This is a genomic window from Pseudomonas sp. TH07 (genome assembly GCF_016651285.1).
In the GTDB taxonomy this organism is placed as follows: domain Bacteria; phylum Pseudomonadota; class Gammaproteobacteria; order Pseudomonadales; family Pseudomonadaceae; genus Aquipseudomonas.
This window is the reverse complement of sequence record NZ_JAEKED010000001.1, coordinates 2,510,867-2,534,622: the sequence shown is the minus strand read 5'-3', so window position 1 is coordinate 2,534,622 and position 23,756 is coordinate 2,510,867. Positions and strand designations below refer to the sequence as shown.

The window sequence follows — 23,756 nt, the reverse complement described above, 5'->3', positions numbered from 1 at the left end:
GGAATCGCCATACTCTGCTGGAGTCGTTAGTTCGGTAGCACAGCGTAACTGTCAGCTATTGCCCGTTCTCCGCCGGTCGTCACTACGGCGTGTGCTGGTCAAGCCGATTGCAAACGGTTGATCAGCACGAATGCAATTGACTGGTCAGTGAAGATGCAAATGGGTGGTCAAGTCCATGCAATGACGCAGGCTCACATTAAAAACCGACGAACGACCACCCGGCCATGGAAAGCCACCGGCCTCCAAGGTCTTCCAGCGCTACCGATTGGCGCAAGATTCGCCCCCAAAATCCGGTTGACCGCAAGCAGAACGAGCGCTAAACCAGAACCGTACCAGCGCTGTCCTCGACAGTACCCAGGTAGCCAGAACCTTTGAGGCTACGCCACATCGTGGTGGTTCTCTCCAAGTGCGATTAGCGTCCGGCGGCTCGCACGATCACAGCGATGTGATGGATGCCACTTCTTCCAGAATGCCCACTGCGGCAACTCATGCCCCCTCCTGGCTGTTCTGTAGCAACTTATCCGCTTGGCCATTTCTTGCGCCAACCTTTTGCCCGTCTCTTTGCCCCCTAAAGAGACGGGCGCATCTCACACTGCTGCAGCCCTACTCGCATGGGGCTTTGCGGTTTTCCCCCTCGTGACAATCGGCGTGACAAACGCCGAATGCTCACTCGCCACAGCGATGCAGATGATGGTGCCGCAGCCCATGAAATGGACTGCACCTGACTGACAGTCAGCCATGCCCCGGTCATCACCTCGTTGCCTGCACCCGACTCAGGATCTCGCGGCACCGGTCTCGTCAGCCAGTGCAGCCTCCACCCGCCCACCGCTATCGGTGTTCAGGAGGCCAGATCATGAGATGCCCAAGCTCCCGGCCGTAAGGAGCCGTCAGTCCCGCGTGAGTGGACAAACCTCACAGGTCGCAGGGGCCTTGATCCCTGATAACACTCAACAACCGTGGCGGGAGGAGTGAGGACGAAGTCGATAATCTCAGGAGAATAGCGATGCAACTGTGCGAAGCGTTCGAGCCTCCACAACCATTGCTGGAATGCCAGCAGGCGCCACTGCCCTACCTGGTCGAAGCACTCGGAGAACTGTTGGGCCCTGCGGTCGAACGACTGGCCGAGGTGATCGGCGTGCCTTGCGCCATGGCGGCGCAATCGGTGCTGGCCACTGCAGCCCTGGTGAGCCAGGGTCATGCCAATGTCCAACTCGACGGCCGAACCTATCCGCTGTCCCTCTACCTACTGGCGGTGGCGTCCTCGGGTGATCGCAAAAGCGCGGTGGACCACCTGGCACTGAAGGCCGCGCGCGACTGGGAACGACAGCAGTGGAACCTGTATTCGGAAAAGCTCAAAGCTTATCGCGTAGCCACCAGCATCATGACCAAACCCAAAACGTCAAAGAAACACGCGGAGGCGGAAGACAGTGAGCTATCCGAGCCGGTACCGCCGAGACTGATCATTGCCGAACCCACCATTGAGGCTCTGGTCAAAAGCCTGTGCAATGGTTTGCCCAGCATGGGCTTGTTCAATGATGAAGGTGGCCAATTCTTGGGCAGCAGCACCATGAGCAAAGAGAACCTGCTCAAGGCAATCACCACCTTGTCGATGCTGTGGGATGGCAGCCCGATCGACCGGGCGCGCTCCATGGCTGGAGAAAGTCTGCGTGCCTATGACCGCCGCCTCAGCCTGCATCTGATGCTGCAGCCCTACCTGGCCAACCAGCTGTTCAAAGACCCGGTGATCAATGGCCAAGGCATCCTCGGCCGTTGCCTGATCAGTTGGCCCGAGCGCCTGGCCGGCCAGCGACTCTACAAGGCGATCAACCTGAGCCGGGATGCCAAAGTCCAGCGCTACCAACAGCGGATCACGGCCCTGCTGCAAAAGCCCTGGTCACTTCACAAGGATGGGTCACTTAATCCCGCCACGCTGGAGCTGACTCCCCGTGCCCGCCGGGCTTGGATTGATATCCACGACACCATCGAGTGCCAGTCTGGCGAGTTCGGCGAGCTAGCCGGCGTCCAGCCTGTCGCGAGCAAGGCGGCGGCGAATGTACTACGTATCGCAGGCGTGCTGGCCATAGTTGAAGAGGCCAGTGCGTTGGACGAAGCCCACATCCAGCGCGCCTCCACGCTGATGGATTACTACCTGGCCGAGATTCAGCGCCTGACCGAACAAGAGCCGGTCAATAGCCGACGCGTGGAAGCGGATCGGCTGCTGCGCTGGCTGATGCAGAAAGGCTGGACCCACTTCACCATCCGCGACGTTAATCGCAACGGCCCTCGTTTTGCCCGCAAGAGCGCTGACCATACCGCCTCTATATTGGTCGTGCTGATCACTCATCGCTGGTTGAGCAGTCGCGACGGAAAAGCTTTCGAGGTCCGCCATGTTCCGCCTCAATGACGCGGTGCGCCGCTACCAAGCGCAACATCTACCACAGCCAGAATCGCGGCGTGTCGCCACCGCTGTCGCCGCCCTGTCGCCACGCGCCAGGCCAGAAACGACGCGGGTTGTCGCCACTGTCGCCGCTGTCGCCACACCACCTCTGGACCCTGCCAACATCGCCCTGCTGATCGAGCAACTGCGTGAGGAAGGGGCGCTGCTGCAACAGCGGGAGAACGCCCTCCTGATCCGCCCGACACACTGGCAGCAGATGGACAGGCTCAGCCCCCACTGGAAAGCCTTGCTGCTCTTTCTACAGACAAACGAAAACGGTGATGATGATGGCCTTGGTCGGTCGGCGTGAGGGTCGCAACTTTGGCTATGGCCGCCAGCTGAGCTACGCCGGCCCACAAGCGCTCAAGGATCTGTTTGCCGGCGGCCACTTTGCCACGGTCAAAGCGCATAGCGATCGCTGGCAAGCTTTCGTGCGTTGGTGTCGGTCAGAGGAGGGTCCCGGTTACAACGATGCGCGCCAGATCGATCGACGGACGCTGCAGGACTACGCCGCATACCTGCGCCAGCAGATCCAGCAAGGTGAACTCTGCATCGCTACCGCGCAGAACCGCCTCAGCAGCGTCAACCGTACCCTCGCTGCGCTACGCGGCAATCAGGACGTGAGGATCGCCAGCCCGAGTCAGGCGTTGGGACAGAAACGCTCGACCGTACGCCCCCGTGCACCGGATGGCCAAGACCGCCAACAGCTGCGACGAGTGCTTGAGGTGCTTGGCGAACGGCAACACGAGCGGGTGGCGGCGATTGTCCTGTTGGCCCGAGAAACCGGCATGCGCCTGCGCGAAGCGATCCTGGCTGACCTGCCACGACTGCAACGCGAAGCCGAACACTTAGGCCGCATCAATATTCAGGACGGCACCAAAGGCGGCCGTTCAGGGGCATCAGCGCCGCGATGGGTTGTGGCTAATGAAGAGGTGAAGGCGGCGCTGCAGTTGGCTCGTCATGCGTCGCCGCCCCATAGTCGCAACTTGCTGGCCCGAGACGAAAGCTACGCAGCGTTCCTGCAACAGACCGTGCTCCCCGCCCGCGACACGCTACATGAACACGGGCTGAAGGGCTTTCATGAACTGCGAGCAGCCTACGCCTGCGAGCGTTACGAACAGCTCACTGGCCACGCCGCACCGGTCAATGGTGGCCACTGCTATCGCCTTGACCGTGACCTTGATCAACAGGCGCGGAAACAGATCAGCCTTGAACTCGGGCATAACCGGATCGATGTAGTTTCGGCCTACATTGGAGGTCGAGCGTGACCAAACCCTTCGATATGGCGCTGTTCCTGAGCGGCGTACTGAATGGCTCGCAGGCCACCCAGCAACGACACCTACGGCAAGCCCGAGTCATGCAAGCGGCCATTCAACAACGATGGCAGCGAGACAATCCCTGGACCTGGCAGCTCAAGCATGTGCGCTGGTTTCTCACTCAGCACCTGAAAGACCACTCCGACGCCACCCAGTATTACTATCGACTCACCACCCTATTGATCTGGAAACGCTTAGGAAATGACCGCGAAATGCTGATCTAACGCTCGAATCGTGGATAGGCCCCCCGGACCGCCCTCAGAAATAGTAGGGCTACTTGCTCAGCGAGATCCTCACCTTCACGGTCATCGGGCAACCTATTTTCGGTGCATGCAATTTTTCGATTACGGATCACCAATGTAGGTCAGCGCGTCTCAATGCCGGAGCTGATAGGCTTAGCTAACGCTACAGCACCCACACCACTGTTGACATTTCACTTGACAACTGATTAGATTCTTAAAGATCGTCTTTTAATGCGTTAAAGGCTCACTAGGTACCAACGGGAGGGCTGGCTACGCCAGCCCTCCCGTTGGTACCTAGTGAGCGAAAAACAACTGTTTTTCACACAGAGAATGGTCCCAAGGTAATGCATTTCGTCGGTTAAAGCCTTGCAATCACAGCCCTTCACCTGTAAATGCGCAGACTGAATGTGCTAACCTCAAATTCAAGTCTATATCTCCACCCTTATGGGTACTTTCGCCATGATCAGCAGTCACCAGCATTCAAAAGACCTTAGCTTTGCGGAAATGATGAGCCTTAAAAGCAGCTCACGTGACCGTCAGGTTGATGCTGTCTATGCAGCTGACCCTCAGATGCTTGAAATGGCTGCTGCCCGTGCCAAAGCTGCCCTTCGTGGCAACTCTGCTTCAATCGCTCGCCCACAACGATTCTCTGCGCTTAGCAACTGATGCCCGAAGCGGTAAACGAAGACGCTCCGTTCGCCCTACTTGAACGTTCAGAGCTCTTCGCTTTCCTGCTCGATCTAATTCAGCGCGTTTACCGTCCCTCAATTCAATCAGCTGTCACCGATTACGGCCTTGTGATCGTTGGGGGGCAATCGCTTACGCTTTGGGCCCGGCAATACCTCATCGACGAAATGACAGGCGAGGATGTCGGATTCGTCACTAGCGATGACTTGGACTTTATCGGCAAGCCCAACTCTATTGATTATTGCGCCCAGATGATGGGCGTCCCTTTTCGCAAGGCGAAGATGGACGACAACACGATAAATATTGCCGCCGCGTACATTGACTGGGTTGACGGTAAAGAGGTCATCGTCGATATTCTGGAAATGGACAGCGTAGGGGGCGCGCCCAAAAAAGAGATTTTCAAGTATTTATCCGTCCTGGATATCGAAGGCGTACAGGTCGCCGTCATCGACCCCATCACGTGTTTAAAGTCCCGATTGTTCAATCTATTCGCTTACTGGCAGGATCGAAAGCACCGGGAGTCAGTGCGAGTGAAGATCGCACTACGCGCATCGAACCACTACCTGCGCGACTTGCTGGTTCATGATGGGTATCGAGTCATATCAGAGCATATCCATCGAATTAAGGCCTTGGCCCTGACACCGCTCGGCAAGCGTGTATATGTCGAATATGGAATCGACGTGCTGGACGCCATCCCCTACGATCCGGCGCTGTTTCCAGCGGCCTACATGGATCGGGAACGACCGAACATGCTCCGCCAAATTGGTGATGTACGCCGACGGAAGTTAATTCAGTACCAACGATTCGCTTGTGGTCCTATCCACCCTAGCCATCTTCAGCCCGCTGCAGAGAACGATCCAAGATAAAGGAATCGGGACGACGCAAAACACTCGCGCTGTCATGGCCTCGACTCATCTTGCCTACAGCTTCAACCACCAAAATCTGATCTTCCCCCGTGCCACTATCAAACAAGGTACATTTACGCCCATCAAGCACGATCAGCAGTGCCGGAATGGAGCGACCAGGCCGGCTTGAAAGGGAATTGGGGTTATGGACAAAAAGTCGCTTTCCGAGCGGGACATCTGCAGCAAGTACATCGCCCCAGCCGTTCAGCAAGCTGGATGGGACATGCACAAGCAGGTGCGCGAGGAAGTCAGCTTTACCAAAGGCCGCATTATCGTCCGAGGCAAACTTCACAGCCGCGGCGAAGCACGCCGCGCAGACTTCATCCTCTACCATCAGGCCAACCTACCTATCGCTGTAATCGAGGCGAAGGACAACAAGCACTCCGTTGGCTCCGGCATGCAGCAAGCCCTGGGCTATGCAGAGGCCCTGGACGTACCGTTCGTGTTCTCCAGCAATGGCGATGGTTTCCTGTTTCACGACCGCAGTGGCACGGGCAGCCAGGTAGAAACCGAACTCACCCTTGATCAGTTCCCCAGCCCTGCCGAACTATGGCACCGCTACTGCCAGTGGAAGGGGCTGGATACTACAGCCCAACACAAGATCGAAGCTCCCTACTACGACGACGGCTCCGGGCGCATGCCGCGCTATTACCAGATGAATGCCATCAACCGCACCGTCGAGGCTGTGGCGCGCGGCCAAGACCGTATCCTGCTGGTGATGGCTACGGGCACCGGTAAGACATACACAGCCTTCCAAATCATCTGGCGGCTGTGGAAATCGAAACAGAAGAAACGCATCCTGTTTCTGGCCGACCGCAACATCCTGGTCGACCAGACCAAGAACAACGACTTCAAGCCCTTCGGCCAGGCGATGACCAAAATCGCCAAACGTCAGATCGATACCTCCTACGAGATCTACCTGTCGCTCTATCAGGCCGTCACCGGCACTGATGAAGAGATGAACATTTACAAGCAGTTCTCTCGCGACTTCTTCGACCTGATCGTGATCGACGAATGCCACCGTGGCAGCGCCTCTGAGGATTCCGCCTGGCGTGAAATCCTCGAATACTTCTCCAGCGCCACCCATGTCGGCCTTACCGCCACACCAAAGGAAACCAAAGAAGTATCCAGCATCACTTATTTCGGTGAGCCGATTTACAGCTACACCTTGAAGCAAGGCATCGAAGACGGCTTCCTCGCCCCCTATAAAGTGGTGCGCATCGACTTCGACAAAGACCTGCAAGGCTGGCGCCCCCCCAAAGGCATGCTCGATAAAAATGACGAGCTGATCGAAGACCGCATCTACAACCTCAAGGATATGGACCGCACCTTGGTGATCGAGGCGCGCACCCAACTGGTGGCGCAGAAGGTTACCGAACTCCTCAAGGCCACCGATCCGTTTCAGAAAACCATCGTCTTCTGCGACGACATCCACCACGCCGAGCGCATGCGCCAGGCCCTGGTCAACCTTAACCCTGAGCGCGTGGCCGAGAATCGCAAATACGTCATGCGTATCACCGGCGATGATCAGGAAGGCAAGGCTGAGCTGGATAACTTCATCAACCCGGAAGAGCGCTACCCGGTGATTGCCACCACCAGTAAGCTGATGACCACCGGAGTCGACGCTCAGACCTGCAAGCTGATCGTGCTTGACCAGCACATCAAATCGATGACCGAGTTCAAGCAAATCATCGGTCGCGGCACTCGCATCAACGAGGACTACGGCAAGTACTGGTTCACCATCATGGACTTCAAAAAGGCCACCGAGCTGTTTGCCGACCCGGCCTTCGACGGCGACCCGGTGGTGATCTACGCACCCGACGGTGACGACTCCCCCGTACCGCCAGACGATCCGCTTGCCGATGAGGACGGCATCATCGCAGGCGACGCTAACGATAGTGACGGCCTGGAATTCACTGGCGAGGATGAAGGCAAAAAACGCATCAAGTACGTCATCGACAACGTCCCGATTTATGTCATCGCCGAGCGTGTGCAGTATTACGGTCCGGATGGCCGACTGATCACCGAATCGCTGCACGACTACACCCGCACCTGCGTACAAAAGCAGTTCGCCTCACTGGATGACTTCCTTCGGCGCTGGAGTGATTCCGAGCAAAAGAAAGTCATCATCGAGGAGATGGCCGTCCAGGGCGTGATGTGGGAAGCCTTGGCCGAAGAAGTGGAAAAGAAACAGGGCAAGCCGCTTGATCCGTTCGACTTGATCTGCCACGTCGCCTTCGATCAGCCTGCCTTATCACGCCGCGAGCGAGCCGAGCAGGTGAAAAAGCGCAACTATTTCGCCAAGTATTCTGGCGCAGCCCGCCAAGTACTGGAGGCCTTGCTGGATAAATACGCCGATACCGGCATCGAGCATATTGAGGACATCAAAATCCTGCAGCTTGACCCATTCAGTCAAATCGGTGCGCCCATCGAGCTGGTCAAGGCCTTTGGAGGCAAGGCTGGCTACAACAAGGCTATCCACGAACTGGAAGATGAACTTTACGCAAGCTAAGGGCTAAGCACCGACGACATGCCAAAGCAGTCGTCCCCACTATCCGATAGAATTTCGCCCCCCTTGCGGTACGCGTTGAGAGAACTTCATGTCCATTAGCTCCACCATCAAGTCCATCCAGGACATCATGCGCAAAGACGTTGGCGTAGACGGCGACGCCCAACGCATTGGCCAGTTGGTTTGGCTGTTGTTCCTGAAAATCTTCGATGACCGCGAGCTGGAATGGGAGCTGATGGACGACAACTACCGCTCGCCCATTCCCGACAGTTGCCGCTGGCGTACCTGGGCCGCCGATCCGGAAGGCATGACCGGCGAGGCGCTCAAGGACTTTATCGACAGTAACCTGTTCCCCCAACTGCAGAACCTGCAGGAGTACAGCAACACGCCCTCAGCCTTTGTGGTGCGCAGCGTGTTTGAAGACGCGTACAACTACATGAAGTCAGGGCAGTTGCTGCGCCAGGTGATCAACAAGATTCAGGAAGGCGTGGACTTCAACAAGGCCCAGGAGCGCCACGAGTTCGGCAACCTCTACGAGCAACTGCTGCGCGACCTACAGAACGCAGGCAACGCCGGTGAGTTCTACACCCCGCGTCCGGTCACCGAGTTTATGGTGCGCATGGTCGACCCCAAGCTGGACGAAAAGGTCATGGACCCGGCCTGCGGCACGGGCGGCTTCCTCACCTGCGCCATTGAGCATAAGCGCAGCCGCTATGTACAGACCGCCGAAGACGAACGCACCCTGCAGGCCAGCATCTTCGGTGTGGAGAAAAAGCCGCTGCCACACCTGCTGGCTACCACCAATATGATCCTGCACGGCATCGAGGTGCCCAACCAGATCCGCCACGACAACACCCTGAGCAAGCCGTTGATCAGTTGGGGCCCGAGCCAGCGTGTACATTGCATCGTCGCCAACCCACCGTTCGGGGGCATGGAAGAAGACGGCATCGAAACCAACTTCCCCGCAGCCTTTCGCACCCGTGAAACTGCCGACCTGTTTCTGGTGCTGATCATGCAGTTGCTCAAAGACGGTGGCCGCGCCGCCGTGGTGCTACCCGATGGTTTTCTATTTGGCGACGGCATCAAAAGCCGCATCAAAGAAAAACTGCTGACCGAGTGCAACTTGCACACCATCGTTCGCCTGCCCAACGGTGTGTTCAACCCCTACACCAGCATCAAGACCAACCTGCTGTTCTTCACCAAAGGCACACCAACCAAACAGGTGTGGTTCTACGAACACCAATACCCGGCCGGGGTAAAGAACTACTCAAAGACCCGCCCCATGCGCATCGAAGAGTTCGCCGTCGAGGAAGCCTGGTGGGGCAGCGAGGCCGACGGCTTTGCCGCACGAGTGGAGAGCGAATTTTCCTGGAAGGTCAGCGTCGGAGACCTGCACGCGCGCAACTGGAACCTGGACTGCAAAAATCCGCATATCAGCGAGCAGATCAGCCATGACCCGGACGAGTTGCTACGCGACTATGTCGCGCTGCAAGGCGAAATCAGCGACCTGCGCGATCAGCTCAAAGCGGTGCTAGCCGAAGCCCTGGAGCGCCAGGTATGACTGCGTTGCTCACCGATAACCTGCCGCTGCTGGCCGGCGCACCCAATGGCATTAAGAAGCTGCGCGAGCTGATTCTGGAACTGGCGGTGCGCGGCAAATTGGTGCCGCAAGATCCCAGTGATGAACCGGCCAGTGAGTTGCTTAAGCGCATTGCCGAGGAAAAGGCGCGGTTGGTGGCTGAGGGCAAGATCAAGAAGCAGAAACCATTGGTAGCGATTGTCGAGGAAGAAAACCCGTTTGAATTACCAGTGGGTTGGCAATGGAGTTCACTAGCGCAAGTGGCATTTGTTAACCCTAGGAATGCTGCAGTAGACTCCATTGAGGTTTCGTTTGTGCCAATGACGTTTATTGGAACACGCTTCGATGATCAGCATGCGCAAGAGCCCCGCCGGTGGAAGGAGGTGAAACAAGGCTTCACGCACTTTGCAGAGGGCGATATTGGTGTCGCGAAAATCACACCTTGCTTTGAGAACAGCAAAGCATGCGTCTTTTCCAATCTCGTGAATGGTTTGGGCGCGGGTACAACTGAGCTGCACATTGTTCGCCCTGTTAACGGAACCCTTGATCCTAGGTACGTACTGGCCTATCTGAAATCGCCGCAGTTCTTGCTTGTAGGCGAAACCAAGATGACCGGAACAGCAGGCCAGAAACGATTGCCCAAAGACTTTGTTGAGGCAAATCCGTTTCCACTGCCTCCCCTCGCTGAACAACACCGCATCGTCGCCAAAGTCGATGAGCTGATGGCCCTGTGCGACCGCCTGGAAGCCCAGCAGGCCGACGCCGGAAGCGCCCACGCCCAACTGGTGCAAGCACTGCTCGACAGCCTAACACAAGCCAGCGACGCCACCGATTTCGCCACCAACTGGCAGCGCCTGGCTGAACACTTCAACACCTTGTTCGCCACAACCTCCAGCATCAACGCCCTCAAACAGACCCTGCTGCAATTGGCCGTCATGGGCAAGTTAGTACCGCAAGATCAAAACGATGAGCCAGCCAGCAAGCTGCTTGAACGCATTTCAAATACTCGCTTAAACCATCGGGATAAAAAGCAGAAATCTATCGCGGATATTTCCGAGGTAGAAAAGCCCTTTGAACTACCGGGCAATTGGGCATGGGTAACTTTACCGGCAGTGGGCGAGCTCGCCCGAGGTAAGTCGAGGCATCGACCTCGAAATGACCCATCTCTGTATACGGAGGGAAATGTTCCTTTGATTCAAACAGGCGATGTTGCTCGGGCCAACGGAGTAGTTAAAACATACAGTGCTCTATACAACGCTAAAGGTGTTGAGCAAAGTCGCTTGTGGCCTACTGGTACCATGTGCATCACCATTGCGGCGAATATTGGTGACAGTGCCGTTCTCGGTTTTGACGCCTGCTTTCCCGACAGCGTTGTGGGTTTCACTCCTGATTTTCCCGAGCTAGACGTTCGTTATTTTGAGTTTTTCCTACGCACTGCAAAGTCACATCTTGAGGACTTCGCACCATCTACCGCTCAGAAAAATATCAACTTAGAAATTCTTGGATTACTGTGTGTGCCATTACCGCCGGCAAATGAAATGCACCGTATCATCGCAAAAGTCGACCAACTTACGGTCCTCTGTGACCACCTAAACTCCTATCTGAATCAGGCCCGCCAACTGAACGAACAGCTGGCTAGCGCTCTGGTCGAGCGCGCCCTTACCGATGATCGCCAGCGAGTACTAATTGTTCCGGATCGGTTAATTGGGCGCACTTTGCTCGCCGCCGAAATCACTCACCAGCTGCACGGCCAACGGACATTTGGTCAGCGCAAGCTGCAAAAGGTGATTTACCTGGTTGAACACGTGGCCAAGCTCGCAGCGATACAAGGCGAGTATCTCCGCGATGCTGCCGGCCCACATGACCGCCAGTTGATGAATAAGGTCGAAGGCGAGATGCAAAACCATCAGTGGTATGAACGCATCGAGCGCGAGACTGTTGGCCATGCTTACCGCCCGCTTTCCCAAGCAGGGCAGCATAGGCAGGCGTATAGCAGCGTCTGGTCGGCCGCTGAGCGCGCCACCATTGAGCAGGTCATCGAGCTAATGCGGGACTGGGATACGGATCGTTGCGAAATGACTGTGACGCTCTATGCCGCCTGGAACGACTTTATTCTCGAAGGCCGTCCGGTTTCCGATGAAGCCATCGTGGAGGAAGTCATGCATAGCTGGAATGACACCAAGCTGCGTTTTGGCAAAACCGAATGGTTGGCGGTGCTCGGAGAGATGAAGAAGCACAAAATCCTCATGCCCTGCGGCTTTGGCAAACGTACCATAGGAGGCATGCTCAGCTTGCCCGGTTTCGAGTAAACAAAGATTGCTTTTAGCCGTCCTCGGAAAGATACGGATACGAAGCATATTGCTCAATCCAGCTCCTCGCGGTATTCCAGTTGGTATTCCAAAGAAATTTACAAACTCACATTAGTCAATTAAATCAAATATCTAAGAAACCAATTCAGATTACCCCGGCCCACCAAACAAGCTACACAAATCAGGCACTTAGCGTTTATCGCAAGTGCCTTTTTTGTGCCTGAATGGATGGTTTTGGCTCGGTTATGCCAGCTTAATGACAGCATTTGTATTGAGTATGTAGTGCCACAACAAGTCGACCCGACTTGATTGGCACGCTGGGTGTCCCGTTTTTCCAACACGAATCGAGGTCATGCTAGTTTTTGCGACCGCGCTTGAAGGTCCGCAGGTAAACGCCCTGCCGTAAGCCTGGGAAGCCCGCAGAGCAATCTGCTTTTACTGTCGGACTGATGCGCTACCGATCTGTGTTCTGTAGCCCGCCACTGCGCGGGCTTCTTGTTTCTGGCGATACCCTAATTTGCTATCGTCGCGACCTCGGATCGCAATGGAAGCAACGAAGAATGGACTCATGGAAGATTATGGCTGCCGCCCTCACGTTTTCGATCAGCGCTCATGCCACTGAGCGGTCCGATGATTCCTATGAAAAATCGATGATCATGATAACGCTAGCCCCAACCACGGTCCTTTCTGCAACCACCGGGTTTTCTGAGTTGGCTGCTAAAAATTTCAAACCTGCAAAAGCCGACGCACTTGCGTTCGTCGGTTCAGATGGCGATATTCGCGGCGCTCAGTTTGAGCAAGCAGTGCGGTATTACCGTACGACATACACCCCGCCCTTGATGACCGACCAACAACTGGCCCTGGCGATCGCTACTTCATTCTGATGTAGACCTCCAAACTGTCCACAGCCACAGGCCTCTTGTTTCTCATACCAACTCACCCCACCGTCCAGCGCCCCACATCCCCGTCTTGTTCAGGGGACGATGAGCGAAATGAGGGCGCGGCTGAAATCGGTCTGCTGGCCGGCTTCCAGGTGCACCGGGCGTTGCGGGTGGTCGAAGCGAATGTCCATGGCGCTGGCGGTGGTCGCGATAGAGATCGCCGATATTCTGGTGTGGATTGTTAGGGAGGTGCATGGGGCTTTTGTTGCTGGAGGTATGAGGCAGATGACCGAAAGATGAGCAACTTTTGTTAAAAATTCACCAGCACAATCTGAACGGAACAGCTCGGCAAAAAACACCGAACCGCAAGCAGAAATGCTCCGGATATGGATCAAGGCAGCGTTTTTCAACCTCAAACAGCAAGGTTTTTAAAAGCAACTGTTTACTTCAATCGTTTTCTAAACAAACCGTCTAGTTAGTCTCGTCGATTTATATTAGGCCTTGGTCGAATACCGTCTGTCCGCTTGTACCGGCATTAAACGCCTTGTATGTCAGTGGCATGTACGTACTTGCTCGGCGTAATGAAAAATCTTGCATTGTCTTCAATGTTTGAGCAAAGTTCGCTTAATCCTGATGGATAATGAGCTCATGACATGGATAGTCAATTCAAATACGCTGATTTCGTCCCAGCCGACGAAGGTCATTCAAACGTCTGTTTACAATCTGAACTTGAAACGCAGCTGGGGGAGCTGCAAGGGCTAAGTTATGCCTACTTTGCCGTTCCTCGTAATCGTGAGGCGGCGCCTCTTATTGTTTCAAACTACCCCTTGCCCTGGCTCAAAGCTTATAAGGACGCCAGCTATCATTTGATCGACCCGATCATTCATCACGCGCTTAAAAGTTGTGCGCCCTTTTCCTGGGATGATGCGTTGCAGAGCGCGTCCTGTGAAAAGAGCCGGGAGTTTTTTCGCCGCTCCACTCAACACCGGATCTGCTCCGGCGCCACCTTTATCCTGCATGACCCCTGCGGCCTGTTCAGTTCGTTGAGCCTTTGCAACAAAGGGCCGCAAGCCGATTTTGAGCGACGCATGGCCGACCAGGAAGCGCAGATCCAGATGGCGTTGATCCGCTTTCATCGCCGGCTGCTGAGCCTGCGAACCGTCGATGAGTGGTTTGCCAAGCTTCAGAGCGGGCCGCTTTCGGCCAAGGAGATGGCGGTGCTCAAGTGGGTGATGATGGGCAAGTCCTACCGGGAAATCGCGCTGATCTGCGCGATTTCCGAGCGGACGGTAAAATTTCACATGTCCAACATCGCCGGCAAGCTACAGGTCTGCAATGCCAAACAGGCGGTTTATGAGGCTCAGCGCCAAGGCATCCTCTGATTCAGGCACTGACCCGCTCGGGCACATCGAGCGGGCTGTCGCCAGCCTGCAGAGGGCGCGGCCACAGGCTGGCCTGTGCGGCTGACAGGGGTTGCTTGCGCGCAATAGTGGCCAGCAGGCGCTGGCGATTCAGCTCGTTGACCGGCATGTCCAGCAGCAACACTTTTTCTCCTGGCGAGGCTTCGCCGGTATCCAGCACGTCGTAGTGCCAGCCGGCGTTGCGCACGATCCGCCCCATAGCGTTGCTGACCACGGTGATGATCGACTCCAGGCCCTTGGCCGCGGCGTAGTTGTGCATGCTCAAGAGCAGCATTTCGGTCAGGGGGACCTGGGCCAGGCCGTGGTGGCGAGAGCGGATCTTGTCGACGAAGAAGCGACTGGATTCGGCCATCAGCGCGTGTTTTGGGGGCTCGCAGCGGAAAAAATCACGGAACGGGCCTTCGACCATATAGGGGTCCAGGGTGTTGATCAGCCGCAGGCCGGCCAGGGGAATGCCCTCCCAGGTGCCAATCAGGTAGGTGGTGCGCTCGTTGTCGTATTCATCGAACTCGATGCCGTTGTTTACATTGACCTTCCAATTCAGACGGTCGGCGAATACTTCCTTGCGCAGGCCATACAAGTCAGCGACCCAGGCATGGGGCGTCGCACTATAGTCAAGCGTGTAAAAATCGATAGCGTTCATATTATTAACGTTCTTCCATGAATGTAGTACTTAAGTACTAAGTAGAGCGATGGGTACAGGAGCGCAAGGCATTAACTTCCGGACATCGAAGATAACCCCCAACGACTTTCCTTAGTTTATCAATATCCGTTCAGTAGCGACCTGTACCTTAGTGCAGTTGGCGCCTGCGCACTTTGATTTTAATCACCTATCTGTACCTAGATACAGTTGTCCTGCCCTGGCAATTACGACAACTTATGCCGGGCAGTGGTTAAGCCCGGATGACGCTGCACGCTGAACTTTCAATATTGGACGATTGTTCTAAGTTGCCGTCATCGCTTGTAATTGAAAGTACTCCATCTGCCTCTATCGCCAACTATGCCAATGACAGTCTGAGTGTCTGGATCAGGCTTCTTCATGCTGTGCGGCATTCAAGCCAAAGACATCGAAACAGGGAAGATCATGGAAAAGTCTGCTTCTTCAGAACCGCGCCGGGTCGTGGTAACCGGTTATGGCGCCATCTGCTCGCTTGGCGAGAATGCCGACGCTATCTGGGACGCGATGATGGATTACCAGGTGGGCTACCGTCAGCACACCTTCGATGATCCGAGCATCCACGCCCGTTACTTTGGTTTTATCGATGACTTCGGGCATGCGGCGATGCGTCCGTTTTCGAAGAAAATCTCCAAGATGTTGCCGCTGTTCGCCAAATACAGCCTGGTGGCGACCCATGAGGCGATCCGCATGGCGTTCGGTGATACGCCCCTGGATGAGATCGTCTCGCCCTTCGATCGCGGCGTGATTCTGGGCACCGGTTGGGGCGGCCTGGACACCGCCAACAGCAATAACAACGAATACCGTGCCCACGGCATCTCCACCTCCTTCGCCACGGTCATGTCGATGTGCAATGCGGCTACGGCCGGCATCACCATGAACTGGAACATGCGCGGCATCCAGAACAGCCCGGTGGCGGCCTGTGCCACGGGCACCATCGCCATCGGCGAAGCGTACGAGGCGATTCGCAGCGGCCGCGCCAAGGTGATGATTGCCGGTGGCAGCGAGTCCCTGAAAGAGCAGTTCAACGTGTGGTCGGTGGATGTCATCCAGGCCCTGAGCAAAGAGCAGGAAAACACCCGTCTGGCCTGCTGCCCGTTCAGCAAGGGTCGCAGCGGCTTCGTGCTGTCCGAGGGCGCGGCGGTGCTGTGCCTGGAGGACTACGAGTCGGCCCGGGCCCGGGGCGCGAAGATTCTTGGCGAGATCACCGGCTACGCCAACTACTCGGATGCCTACGACATGACCGCCCCGGCCGAAGACATGCAGGCCCGTGTACGGGTGATCAATGAGGTCTGCAAGCAGGCCGGCGTGCAGGCGGCGCAGATCGACTACATCAACCTGCACGGCACCTCGACCCCGCTCAACGACGTCAACGAAACCCGCTCGATCAAGCTGGCCCTGGGGGACGCCGCGTACGGCATTCCGATGTCCAGCACCAAGTCCTACACCGGCCACCTGATCGGTGCTGCCGGTTCCATGGAAGCGGTGTTCTGCCTCAAGGCCATGGCCCGCGGCACTATCCCGGCGACGATCCACATGGATCAGGCCGACCCCGAGTGCGACCTCAACTACGTGCCCAACGAGCACCTGCATGGGCAGAGCCTGAACAACGTGATGAACCTGAGCTTCGGCTTCGGCGGCGCCAACGCCGGCATCATGCTGCGCAAGGTGGTTTGAGCATGCAGTTGCAATTTGCAGCCGAGCAGATCGAGGCCTGGGCCGGCCTCTCCGGTGATCGCAACCCGATTCACTTCGACCTGGAAGCGGCGCGCCGCATGGACGCCGCCGATGTGGTGGTGCACGGCATGCTCGCGCTGCTGCCGGTCAAGCAGCGCATGGGCCGCGTCAACCCGGTGCTGCCCCAGGACTGGATGCAGTTCAAGGCGCTGCTCAAGACGCCGGTGCTGCGCGACAGCCTGGTCGCGCTGTCGACCCGCGAGCGCAGCGACAGCACGGCATTCAAGTTGCAGTCGAGCATCGGCAACAGCGAACACATGATCGGCCACGTGCGCATCGTCGACGCGCCGCTCTGGTCCTCCAGCACTGCGGGTTTTCTGCTGGTCAGGGAGGAAGTGACGGCCTGGCTCGCGGAATTTCGCCAGGGCCTGGGCCAGGGTTTCGATGATTGGGTCGCGCTCGATGCGCTGATCTTTTCCCACTTCATTCGCAACCACATGGGGGTGGTCTTCGACTCCCTGTCAGCGCAGTTCCGGCAGCGGGAAAGACCAAACCGGCTTGAGGACCTGTCGGACCTGCTGGTGGTGCAGACCAGCCACCAGATCAACTTCTGCACCTCGCTGCGTTCCCTGGGCGGGTTGCAGACCGATATTCGCTGTGAGATCGGCAACATCAACCTGATCGAAAGCCCCGGCAAGGCCGTGGGCACCCTCGATCTTGGGGTGCATGTCAGCGATCGCCACGTCATGACCATCACCCTCGGGCTGATGGCAAAAACCCTTTAACCCCACCAAGGAGCTGTGCAATGACCACCGTAGAGAAAGTATTTGCCGTTGTTCGTGACCTCATTCTGGAACTCAAGGACGTCGACGAAAACGATGTGACCCTCGATACCCAGATCGAATCGATGGCGTTCGACAGCCTGGACTTCGTCGAGATGCAGCTTGTGGTGCAGAAAAAGATCGGCGTGGCGCTGGATCCCGACTCGTTCGCCAGCCGCCAGATCGCCACGTTGCGCCAACTGTGCGAATTCGTGGTCGAGGTCAAGGAATCGGCCACCGCACCTGCCTGACCGGCAGATCCACCGTTACCCATTAGGAGCAAGGGAATGTCCACGCTGACCAATAGTGTGCTCACCATTTCAGAGGCAAGGGAATCGAAGGTCCGCAAGCTGAGCGAGGTCTCGCATCACAAGACCATGGACCACGCGACCGTATTGCCCTGGAACCAGGAAGTCGATCGCAGCCTTTATCCCAAGGACCCCGATCATCTGTGGATCAATGGCACGCGCTTCTGTGAAGGCCTGAGCGAGGCGCAGAAACTGGAGCTGGCCTGGCTGGAAACCGGCCGTGATATCTCCATGTTCATCTGGCTGGAGCAGACCATTCCGTCGTTGTACATGGGCTATATCACCCAGTTCCACGATCGGATCTCCCAGGACCTGCAGGAGTACCTGATGATCTTCTCCAAGGAGGAGATCGTGCACACCCTGACCTTCAAGCGCTTCATGGTCAAGGCCGGCCTGGAGATCTGGAACCCGCCGGTAGGGCTCTACGAACTGCTGACCGTGACCCTGCCGAAAATGGAGCCGGCGGTGGGCGTGCTGTTCACCCTGCTGATCGAGTGGGTGGCGGAAATGGGCGCGATGCACACCTCCCAGGGGCCTGGCATTGAACCCATGACCCGGACCCTGTTCCGTGAACATCACCATGACGAGGCCCGGCACATTGCCTTCGGTCGCTGGATCAGCGAGTCGTTCTTTGAAACGGCGAGCGCGGAATCCATCGCCCAGGTGAAAGCCATGAGCCGTCGGATCATTCCGGCGCTGATCGACATGTTCACCTACAACCCGGAAATCGCCCGGCACACGTCGTTCGAGTTCCCGATCGCGATGGACGACAAGGCGAAGATCGAAGAAGTCTGGCGCTCGGACAGCAACGCCCGGATCAACGACGTGCGTTTCACCGAGATCTACGCCTGGGTCGACAAGCTGGGGTTGCGTCAATGAGCCAGCCGTCCTGGGACGCGATTTTCGTCGGTGCCGGGATCACCAGCCTGGCCTGTGCGGCCATGCTGGTCAAACGTGACCCTGGGGTACGCCTGCTGGTGATCGACAAGCATATTGTCGTCGGCGGGTATGCCTCCACGTTCAGCCGACCGAAGCAGGAGGCGGTGTTCGATTGCAGCCTGCACAAGCTCAGCGGCATGGCCGAGGGCGGCAACCTGATCCGCATCCTGCGCAGCCTCGAGCTGGAGGACACGCTGGACCTGGTCTATCCCGAGGACTACTTCTGCGCTTACCAGGACGGCACACCCTTGCCCCTGGCCAACGATGTGGACGACGCGCAACAGCAGTTGCTGGAGCGCTTTCCCCATCAGGCCGAGGGCATTGCGACCTTCTTCGAACAGGTTCGGACTTACGGGCGCAACGGCTATTACCAGTTCCAGATGCTGGAAGGCACCTTTGAGCCGGACATGGCCCAATTGCGCTTCGCCCATCGCCACCTGAAGCAGAAGACCGTGCGCCAGGCGCTGCACGAGCTGTTCGACGACCCGTACCTGATCGAGATCCTGGCGGCGCCGGGCATCTACGTCGGCGGCTACTCGGAAGACCTGGGTTACCTGTACTACCTGCATGTGGTGTACGCCACCCTCAACCGTGGCAACGCCTATGTCAGGGGCTCGTCGCAGCACCTGTCCAACCTGCTGGCGCAGCGGATCGAGCAGGCCGGTGGGCAGGTGCTGCTCAGCACGGCAGTCGATCAAGTGCTCACCGACGGGCAAGGCAGCGTCACGGGGGTCAGCACCAAGCGCGGCGTGTTCCATTCGCCGCGGGTGTACATCAACGCTTCACCGCACTACGCGGTGCAGTCGCTGTTCGCGGCGGATGTGGAGCTGGCCCCCACGCGGGAGAAACTCACCGCGCTGAAACCGGCCCGCTCGACCACCACCGTGTACCTGGTGACCGACCTGCCACCGGCGCAACTGGGCTTGCTGCACAGCGAGTCGATGCTGTTCCCCGAAGACCCGGGCGCCGGCGCCGAGCTGCGCATGGCTGCCGAACGCAGCGGTTATGAGGCGGCGCTCAGTGAGCGGGCCTTCTGGGAAATGTCGCCGGTCGAGGTTACCAACTATCACGCCCTGGACCCGGCTGCGGGCCTGGTGGTGTGCATCAACGTGCTCGACTCGATCGCTCATTGGCCGCAGCGCCGTACTGAGCAGTACCGGGCCAAGAAACAGCGCGCCGGCGCGGTCCTGGTGGAGCGTCTGTTGAGCCAGGTGCCGGGCTTGCGCGGGCATGTGCTGCATACCGAAGTGGCCACGCCCCACACCTATGTGCGGTTCACCAACAACACCGACGGTTCGGGTTATGGGGCGATGGTGAGCACGGACCTGAGCGGCCATGTCTTCCATCACGGCTTCCCGGTGCAGGGCGTGCAGTTCCTCAGCGCCTGGGTGGCGGGTCCCAGTTACGAAGCGGCATTCGGTTATGCCGAGATGAAGGCCAGACAATGGAAACGAGCATGAGCAAAAACGAGCAATCGACGGGTTGGCTGGGTGTGGCCATTTCCAAGCTGTTCATCCGCACCATGTTCCGCCAGGTCCAGGGCTGGAAGCGCGACGTCCCCAGTCGCGCGGCAGGTTTTGTCGAAGTCGCGCGCGACGGCAGTCGGCTGGAGGGGGCGTCCCTGCGCACCACCGTCATGCACCCTCGGGGCGTGGTGCTGTTGTGCCACCCGTTCCTCAAGTACGGCATGCATTACTTCTTCGAGAACAAGCTGGACCAGGCGTTTCTCGACCAGGGTTATCACGTGGTCGCCTTCAACTTCAAAGGCTTCGGCCGCAGCACCATCGGCGGCCACGCCTTTGCCGACGATGTGCTGGCCATTGCCCGACGGGTGCAGCGGGACAACCCCGGCCTGCCCATCCACCTGGTGGGCTGTTCGTTTGGCGGCTATCACCTGTCCCATGCCCTGGCGCGGGATACCACGCCCTTCACCTCGGCGGTGCTGGACAGTGTGCCGGTGTCGGTGCGCAGCTATTTCACCCGTGGCCCGCTGCGACTGGCCATGCGCTGGATCAGCGGCAGCCGCCTGGCAGTGCCCACCGGAACCTGCGCCATCGACCACTCGTTGCGCGGCGTAGGCCGGCTACCGATCGCCTATTTCTACGGCCTCGACGACCGCTTTATCCCGGCGGCCAGCGTCGCGGGTCTGAGCCTCGATTGCGCGGCGCTGCACCTGGTCGGTTTCGAAGGCTGTCGCCATCTGGAAAACCACAAGAAGCATCGGGACCGCTACTTCGAGGAAATCTTCGATTTCTTCCACCGTGCAGAAGCTAAAACACCCGTCGTGCCCGCGTAACAACGGCAAGGACCATCAGGCTAAAGGATGTAGATCATGGATGTTCAGCAGGCTTCAAACGGTAAATGGGTGCTGGTCAGTGGCGGCAGTCGCGGCATTGGCCGCGCACTGGTTTCGTCCCTGGCCCGGGAAGGGTATCAAGTCGCGTTCACCTACCAGTCTTCGGCCGACTCGGCACGGCAACTGGAGCAGGAAGTGGCGGCCAGCGGTGGCCTGGCCCACGGCCACGCCTGTGACGGGCGCGACCATGGGTCGGTCGAGGCGGTGTGCGCACAGCTGGTGGAAACCCTCGGCGAGCCCTACGGCCTGATCAACAACATGGGGGTCACCGGCGACCAGTTGCTGCTCAAGTTCGACATCGAGCGTTACCGCGATGTGATCGCGACCAACCTCGATTCGGCGGTGTATTTCAGTAAATGCCTGGCACCGGCCATGGCGGCCGAGCGGCGCGGCAAGATCCTGCACATGTCCTCGGTCAGTGGCTTCAAGGGCAACAAGGGGCAGTTGAGTTACTCGGCGACCAAGGCGGCGATGATCGGCATCACCAAGACCATGGCCCTGGAACTGGCGCGCTTCAAGATCAACGTCAACGCCATCGCCCCGGGGTTCATTGCCACCGAAATGGTCGAGCAGATCGCCGACCCGGTGCGCAAATCGATCACCGACACCATTCCCCTCAAGCGCTTCGGTGAAGTGCGTGAAGTGGCGGCCCTGGCCAGCTTCCTGCTGTCGAACCAGGCCGACTACATCACCGGCCAGACATTCGTAATCGACGGCGGCCTGACGGTCTGATTGAGCTGTCCCGATCCGGCCGCAGAGCCTGGAGATGTAATGAGTCAAGAATACGATACCGTTTTCGTCGGCGCGGGCCTTGGCGCGCTGGCGAGTGCCAGCCTGATGGCGCAACGCGGCCAGAAGGTACTGGTGGTGGAAAAACACAATGTACCCGGCGGTTATGCCAGCAATTTCCGGCGCAAGGATTTCAACTTCGATGTGTCCCTGCACTCGTTCGACGGCGTGGTGCGTGGCGCCGAGTCGTTCAATGTAATCGAGGCCTGCGGCGTGGCGGACAAGGTCGAGTTTCTGCATCACCCGACCCTGTACCGCTATCGCTCGCAAGACGTCGACATCACCGTCGGGCACCGCGACCTGGAAGGCTACAAGCGCGAGTTGTTCCGCTTCTTTCCCGAAGAAGTCGACAACATCAATCGCCTGTTCGACGAGTCCCAGCGCAACTACAAGGACCTGTGCGGCTTCCTGTATTCGCGCAAACCGTTCTGGATGAGGCTGATGGCCACGCCCCTGGTCTATCCGCGGGTGCTCAAGTATGGCCACGAAACCGTGGACCACTACTTCTCGCGCTTCACCACCAACGAACGCCTGAAGGAAGTGCTGTCGGCGCAGTGGAGCTACTACGGCCTGCCGGCCAAGGACCTGGCGTTCGGCTACTTTTCCTACCCCTTTATCGACTACCTGGAAAACGGCGGCTACTCGATCAAGGGCGGCTCCCAGGCCCTGTCCAATGCCCTGGTGGAAGTGATCGAGCAGCACGGTGGCCGGGTCGAACTGGAGTCGGCGGTGAACCAGATCGTGATCGAGCGCGGGCGCATCAACGGCGTGGTGACGCGCAAGTCCGGCCGGGTCAAGACGCGCAATGTGGTGGCCAATATTTCACCCCATGCGGTGGTGGCCCTGGCCGGCGAACAGCACTTCGACGCCAAGTACCGCTCGCGCCTGCGCCGGCTCAAGTTGTCGGTGTCCGGGTTCCAGGTCTACCTGGGGCTCGATTGCCCGCTCAGCGAGTTGGGCGTGGGCCCCGAGGAGTACATCCACTTCTTCGCCCCGGAGAAAACCCAGAGCGAACAGTTCGAGCACATCCAGGCCGGCGAGCTGCATGGCGACAACACCAGTTGGTCGATCAACTACTTCTCCAACGTCGATCCGTCGATGGTCCCGGCCGGCAAGTCGAGCCTGGGCCTGTTCACCCTGACGGGCGCCAAGGAGTGGCTGTCCCTGGACAAGCTCGACTACCGGCGCAAGAAGCAGGAACTCACCGAACTGCTGATCGCCAACGCCGAACGGGTCATTCCCGGCCTGAGGCAGCACATCGAGGTCTGCGAGAGCGGCTCGCCCCGGACCATGACCAAGTTCACCCATAACCCGGCGGGCGCGATCTACGGCTTCGAGCAGAACACCCGGCAATCCGGCCTGTTCAACCGTTTCCCACAGAAATACCCGGTCAAGGGGCTGTACCAGGTCGGGGCCTGGACCTTCCCGGGCGCAGGCTTCATCGGAACGATGCTGTCGGCGCGGTTGTTGGTCGACCGCTACTTCTGAGTGGCGCCCTCCCCCTGTCAAACCCGACTTTTACGAGACACACCATGACCTACGTAGTGACTGACAACTGCATTCAATGCCGCCATACCAGCTGCGTCGATATCTGCCCCGCGGATGCTTTCCACCTAGGGCCGAACTTTATCGCCATCAACCCCCAGGAGTGCGTCGACTGTGGCCTGTGCCTGCCGGAGTGCCCCGAGGAAGCGATCCAGCCGGAGAACCAGCTCGATGACAGCAACCGGCATTTCATCGAACTCAATGCCGAGCTGGTCCAGCACTGGCCGGTGATCCTGCAACGGATCCCGCCCCTGGCCAACCACGAACACTGGAGCCGCCAGCCGAACAAGCTGCCCCACCTGATACGTGAGGCCGAGGCGGTCGACCCGACCCGCGACCACCACCTAGCCCATGCCTGA

General features: G+C 58.1%; 21 protein-coding genes. 19 read left to right on the top strand and 2 right to left on the bottom strand.

Features of this window, described 5'->3' with window-relative positions:
- Positions 1 to 1,003 precede the first annotated feature (1,003 nt).
- The 9 genes from JFU57_RS11830 to JFU57_RS11785 all read left to right on the top strand — a co-directional run bounded on the left by JFU57_RS11830 (position 1,004) and on the right by JFU57_RS11785 (position 12,868).
- A complete protein-coding gene (locus tag JFU57_RS11830; protein WP_201129407.1) occupies positions 1,004 to 2,404 on the top strand; it encodes a YfjI family protein in 1,401 nt (466 codons plus the stop codon).
- A complete protein-coding gene (locus JFU57_RS11825) occupies positions 2,388 to 2,747 on the top strand; it encodes a hypothetical protein (protein ID WP_201129405.1) in 360 nt (119 codons plus the stop codon). Before JFU57_RS11830 ends, JFU57_RS11825 begins: the two co-directional genes overlap by 17 nt.
- Positions 2,725 to 3,705 carry an integrase domain-containing protein gene (locus JFU57_RS11820; protein ID WP_201132100.1) on the top strand — a complete coding sequence of 327 codons (981 nt, stop codon included), beginning with the start codon at positions 2,725 to 2,727 and terminating at the stop codon, positions 3,703 to 3,705. Before JFU57_RS11825 ends, JFU57_RS11820 begins: the two co-directional genes overlap by 23 nt.
- Entirely contained in the window at positions 3,702 to 3,977 is a 276-nt protein-coding gene (locus JFU57_RS11815) for a hypothetical protein (RefSeq protein ID WP_047295632.1), read from the top strand. The genes JFU57_RS11820 and JFU57_RS11815 overlap by 4 nt, the downstream gene beginning before the upstream one ends.
- A 683-nt stretch (positions 3,978 to 4,660) precedes the next feature.
- Complete coding sequence (locus JFU57_RS11805) at positions 4,661 to 5,548, top strand: hypothetical protein (RefSeq protein WP_047295629.1); 888 nt, start codon at positions 4,661 to 4,663, stop codon at positions 5,546 to 5,548.
- 184 nt (positions 5,549 to 5,732) lie between these two features.
- Complete coding sequence (gene hsdR / locus JFU57_RS11800) at positions 5,733 to 8,099, top strand: EcoAI/FtnUII family type I restriction enzme subunit R (protein WP_201129402.1); 2,367 nt, start codon at positions 5,733 to 5,735, stop codon at positions 8,097 to 8,099.
- An 88-nt stretch (positions 8,100 to 8,187) separates the two neighbouring features.
- Positions 8,188 to 9,657, top strand: a complete 1,470-nt coding sequence (locus JFU57_RS11795) for a type I restriction-modification system subunit M (RefSeq protein WP_201129400.1) — start codon at positions 8,188 to 8,190, stop codon at positions 9,655 to 9,657.
- Positions 9,654 to 11,984, top strand: coding sequence for a restriction endonuclease subunit S (locus tag JFU57_RS11790; protein WP_201129398.1), 2,331 nt, complete (start codon positions 9,654 to 9,656; stop codon positions 11,982 to 11,984). The genes JFU57_RS11795 and JFU57_RS11790 overlap by 4 nt, the downstream gene beginning before the upstream one ends.
- 560 nt (positions 11,985 to 12,544) lie before the next feature.
- Entirely contained in the window at positions 12,545 to 12,868 is a 324-nt protein-coding gene (locus tag JFU57_RS11785) for a DUF2388 domain-containing protein (protein ID WP_201129396.1), read from the top strand.
- A gap of 89 nt (positions 12,869 to 12,957) precedes the next feature.
- On the opposite strand, the gene JFU57_RS11780 is transcribed toward JFU57_RS11785, so the two are convergent.
- Entirely contained in the window at positions 12,958 to 13,275 is a 318-nt protein-coding gene (locus JFU57_RS11780; RefSeq protein ID WP_201129395.1) for a hypothetical protein, read from the bottom strand.
- A 243-nt stretch (positions 13,276 to 13,518) separates the two neighbouring features.
- Between JFU57_RS11780 and JFU57_RS11775 the strand changes: the two genes are divergently transcribed.
- Entirely contained in the window at positions 13,519 to 14,247 is a 729-nt protein-coding gene (locus JFU57_RS11775; RefSeq protein WP_201129394.1) for a helix-turn-helix transcriptional regulator, read from the top strand.
- A gap of 1 nt (position 14,248) precedes the next feature.
- On the opposite strand, the gene JFU57_RS11770 is transcribed toward JFU57_RS11775, so the two are convergent.
- Positions 14,249 to 14,929, bottom strand: a complete 681-nt coding sequence (locus tag JFU57_RS11770; protein ID WP_201129393.1) for an acyl-homoserine-lactone synthase — start codon at positions 14,927 to 14,929, stop codon at positions 14,249 to 14,251.
- A 441-nt stretch (positions 14,930 to 15,370) separates the two neighbouring features.
- Between JFU57_RS11770 and JFU57_RS11765 the strand changes: the two genes are divergently transcribed.
- The 9 genes from JFU57_RS11765 to fdxA are packed head-to-tail and all read left to right on the top strand — an operon-like array spanning position 15,371 to position 23,756.
- Positions 15,371 to 16,639: a beta-ketoacyl-[acyl-carrier-protein] synthase family protein gene (locus JFU57_RS11765; RefSeq protein ID WP_242487583.1), complete on the top strand. Its 1,269-nt coding sequence runs from the start codon at positions 15,371 to 15,373 to the stop codon at positions 16,637 to 16,639.
- Positions 16,640 to 16,641: 2 nt separating this feature from the next.
- A complete protein-coding gene (locus JFU57_RS11760; RefSeq protein ID WP_078469737.1) occupies positions 16,642 to 17,424 on the top strand; it encodes a MaoC/PaaZ C-terminal domain-containing protein in 783 nt (260 codons plus the stop codon).
- 20 nt (positions 17,425 to 17,444) lie between these two features.
- Positions 17,445 to 17,711: a phosphopantetheine-binding protein gene (locus JFU57_RS11755; RefSeq protein ID WP_078469736.1), complete on the top strand. Its 267-nt coding sequence runs from the start codon at positions 17,445 to 17,447 to the stop codon at positions 17,709 to 17,711.
- 36 nt (positions 17,712 to 17,747) lie between these two features.
- Complete coding sequence (locus JFU57_RS11750; RefSeq protein WP_201129392.1) at positions 17,748 to 18,647, top strand: diiron oxygenase; 900 nt, start codon at positions 17,748 to 17,750, stop codon at positions 18,645 to 18,647.
- Positions 18,644 to 20,167, top strand: a complete 1,524-nt coding sequence (locus JFU57_RS11745) for a phytoene desaturase family protein (protein WP_201129391.1) — start codon at positions 18,644 to 18,646, stop codon at positions 20,165 to 20,167. The genes JFU57_RS11750 and JFU57_RS11745 overlap by 4 nt, the downstream gene beginning before the upstream one ends.
- Positions 20,164 to 21,003, top strand: coding sequence for an alpha/beta hydrolase (locus JFU57_RS11740; RefSeq protein ID WP_201129390.1), 840 nt, complete (start codon positions 20,164 to 20,166; stop codon positions 21,001 to 21,003). Before JFU57_RS11745 ends, JFU57_RS11740 begins: the two co-directional genes overlap by 4 nt.
- Positions 21,004 to 21,039: 36 nt before the next feature.
- Entirely contained in the window at positions 21,040 to 21,795 is a 756-nt protein-coding gene (locus JFU57_RS11735) for an SDR family NAD(P)-dependent oxidoreductase (protein WP_020299952.1), read from the top strand.
- Between the two features lie 39 nt (positions 21,796 to 21,834).
- Positions 21,835 to 23,340, top strand: a complete 1,506-nt coding sequence (locus tag JFU57_RS11730; RefSeq protein ID WP_078469732.1) for a phytoene desaturase family protein — start codon at positions 21,835 to 21,837, stop codon at positions 23,338 to 23,340.
- Positions 23,341 to 23,384: 44 nt separating this feature from the next.
- Positions 23,385 to 23,756, top strand: a complete 372-nt coding sequence (fdxA, locus tag JFU57_RS11725) for a ferredoxin FdxA (RefSeq protein ID WP_020299954.1) — start codon at positions 23,385 to 23,387, stop codon at positions 23,754 to 23,756.

What these genes read in the sequence shown, in the direction of transcription:
- JFU57_RS11820 (WP_201132100.1), top strand. Translation starts at nt 2,725, where the DNA reads ATGGCCTTGGTCGGTCGGCGTGAGGGTCGCAACTTTGGCTATGGCCGC.
- JFU57_RS11770 (WP_201129393.1), bottom strand. Translation starts at nt 14,929, where the DNA reads ATGAACGCTATCGATTTTTACACGCTTGACTATAGTGCGACGCCCCAT.
- JFU57_RS11745 (WP_201129391.1), top strand. Translation starts at nt 18,644, where the DNA reads ATGAGCCAGCCGTCCTGGGACGCGATTTTCGTCGGTGCCGGGATCACC.
- JFU57_RS11825 (WP_201129405.1), top strand. Translation starts at nt 2,388, where the DNA reads ATGTTCCGCCTCAATGACGCGGTGCGCCGCTACCAAGCGCAACATCTA.
- JFU57_RS11735 (WP_020299952.1), top strand. Translation starts at nt 21,040, where the DNA reads ATGGATGTTCAGCAGGCTTCAAACGGTAAATGGGTGCTGGTCAGTGGC.
- JFU57_RS11760 (WP_078469737.1), top strand. Translation starts at nt 16,642, where the DNA reads ATGCAGTTGCAATTTGCAGCCGAGCAGATCGAGGCCTGGGCCGGCCTC.
- JFU57_RS11805 (WP_047295629.1), top strand. Translation starts at nt 4,661, where the DNA reads ATGCCCGAAGCGGTAAACGAAGACGCTCCGTTCGCCCTACTTGAACGT.
- JFU57_RS11790 (WP_201129398.1), top strand. Translation starts at nt 9,654, where the DNA reads ATGACTGCGTTGCTCACCGATAACCTGCCGCTGCTGGCCGGCGCACCC.
- hsdR (WP_201129402.1), top strand. Translation starts at nt 5,733, where the DNA reads ATGGACAAAAAGTCGCTTTCCGAGCGGGACATCTGCAGCAAGTACATC.
- JFU57_RS11785 (WP_201129396.1), top strand. Translation starts at nt 12,545, where the DNA reads ATGGACTCATGGAAGATTATGGCTGCCGCCCTCACGTTTTCGATCAGC.
- JFU57_RS11795 (WP_201129400.1), top strand. Translation starts at nt 8,188, where the DNA reads ATGTCCATTAGCTCCACCATCAAGTCCATCCAGGACATCATGCGCAAA.
- JFU57_RS11775 (WP_201129394.1), top strand. Translation starts at nt 13,519, where the DNA reads ATGGATAGTCAATTCAAATACGCTGATTTCGTCCCAGCCGACGAAGGT.
- fdxA (WP_020299954.1), top strand. Translation starts at nt 23,385, where the DNA reads ATGACCTACGTAGTGACTGACAACTGCATTCAATGCCGCCATACCAGC.
- JFU57_RS11765 (WP_242487583.1), top strand. Translation starts at nt 15,371, where the DNA reads ATGGAAAAGTCTGCTTCTTCAGAACCGCGCCGGGTCGTGGTAACCGGT.
- JFU57_RS11830 (WP_201129407.1), top strand. Translation starts at nt 1,004, where the DNA reads ATGCAACTGTGCGAAGCGTTCGAGCCTCCACAACCATTGCTGGAATGC.
- JFU57_RS11730 (WP_078469732.1), top strand. Translation starts at nt 21,835, where the DNA reads ATGAGTCAAGAATACGATACCGTTTTCGTCGGCGCGGGCCTTGGCGCG.
- JFU57_RS11755 (WP_078469736.1), top strand. Translation starts at nt 17,445, where the DNA reads ATGACCACCGTAGAGAAAGTATTTGCCGTTGTTCGTGACCTCATTCTG.
- JFU57_RS11740 (WP_201129390.1), top strand. Translation starts at nt 20,164, where the DNA reads ATGAGCAAAAACGAGCAATCGACGGGTTGGCTGGGTGTGGCCATTTCC.
- JFU57_RS11750 (WP_201129392.1), top strand. Translation starts at nt 17,748, where the DNA reads ATGTCCACGCTGACCAATAGTGTGCTCACCATTTCAGAGGCAAGGGAA.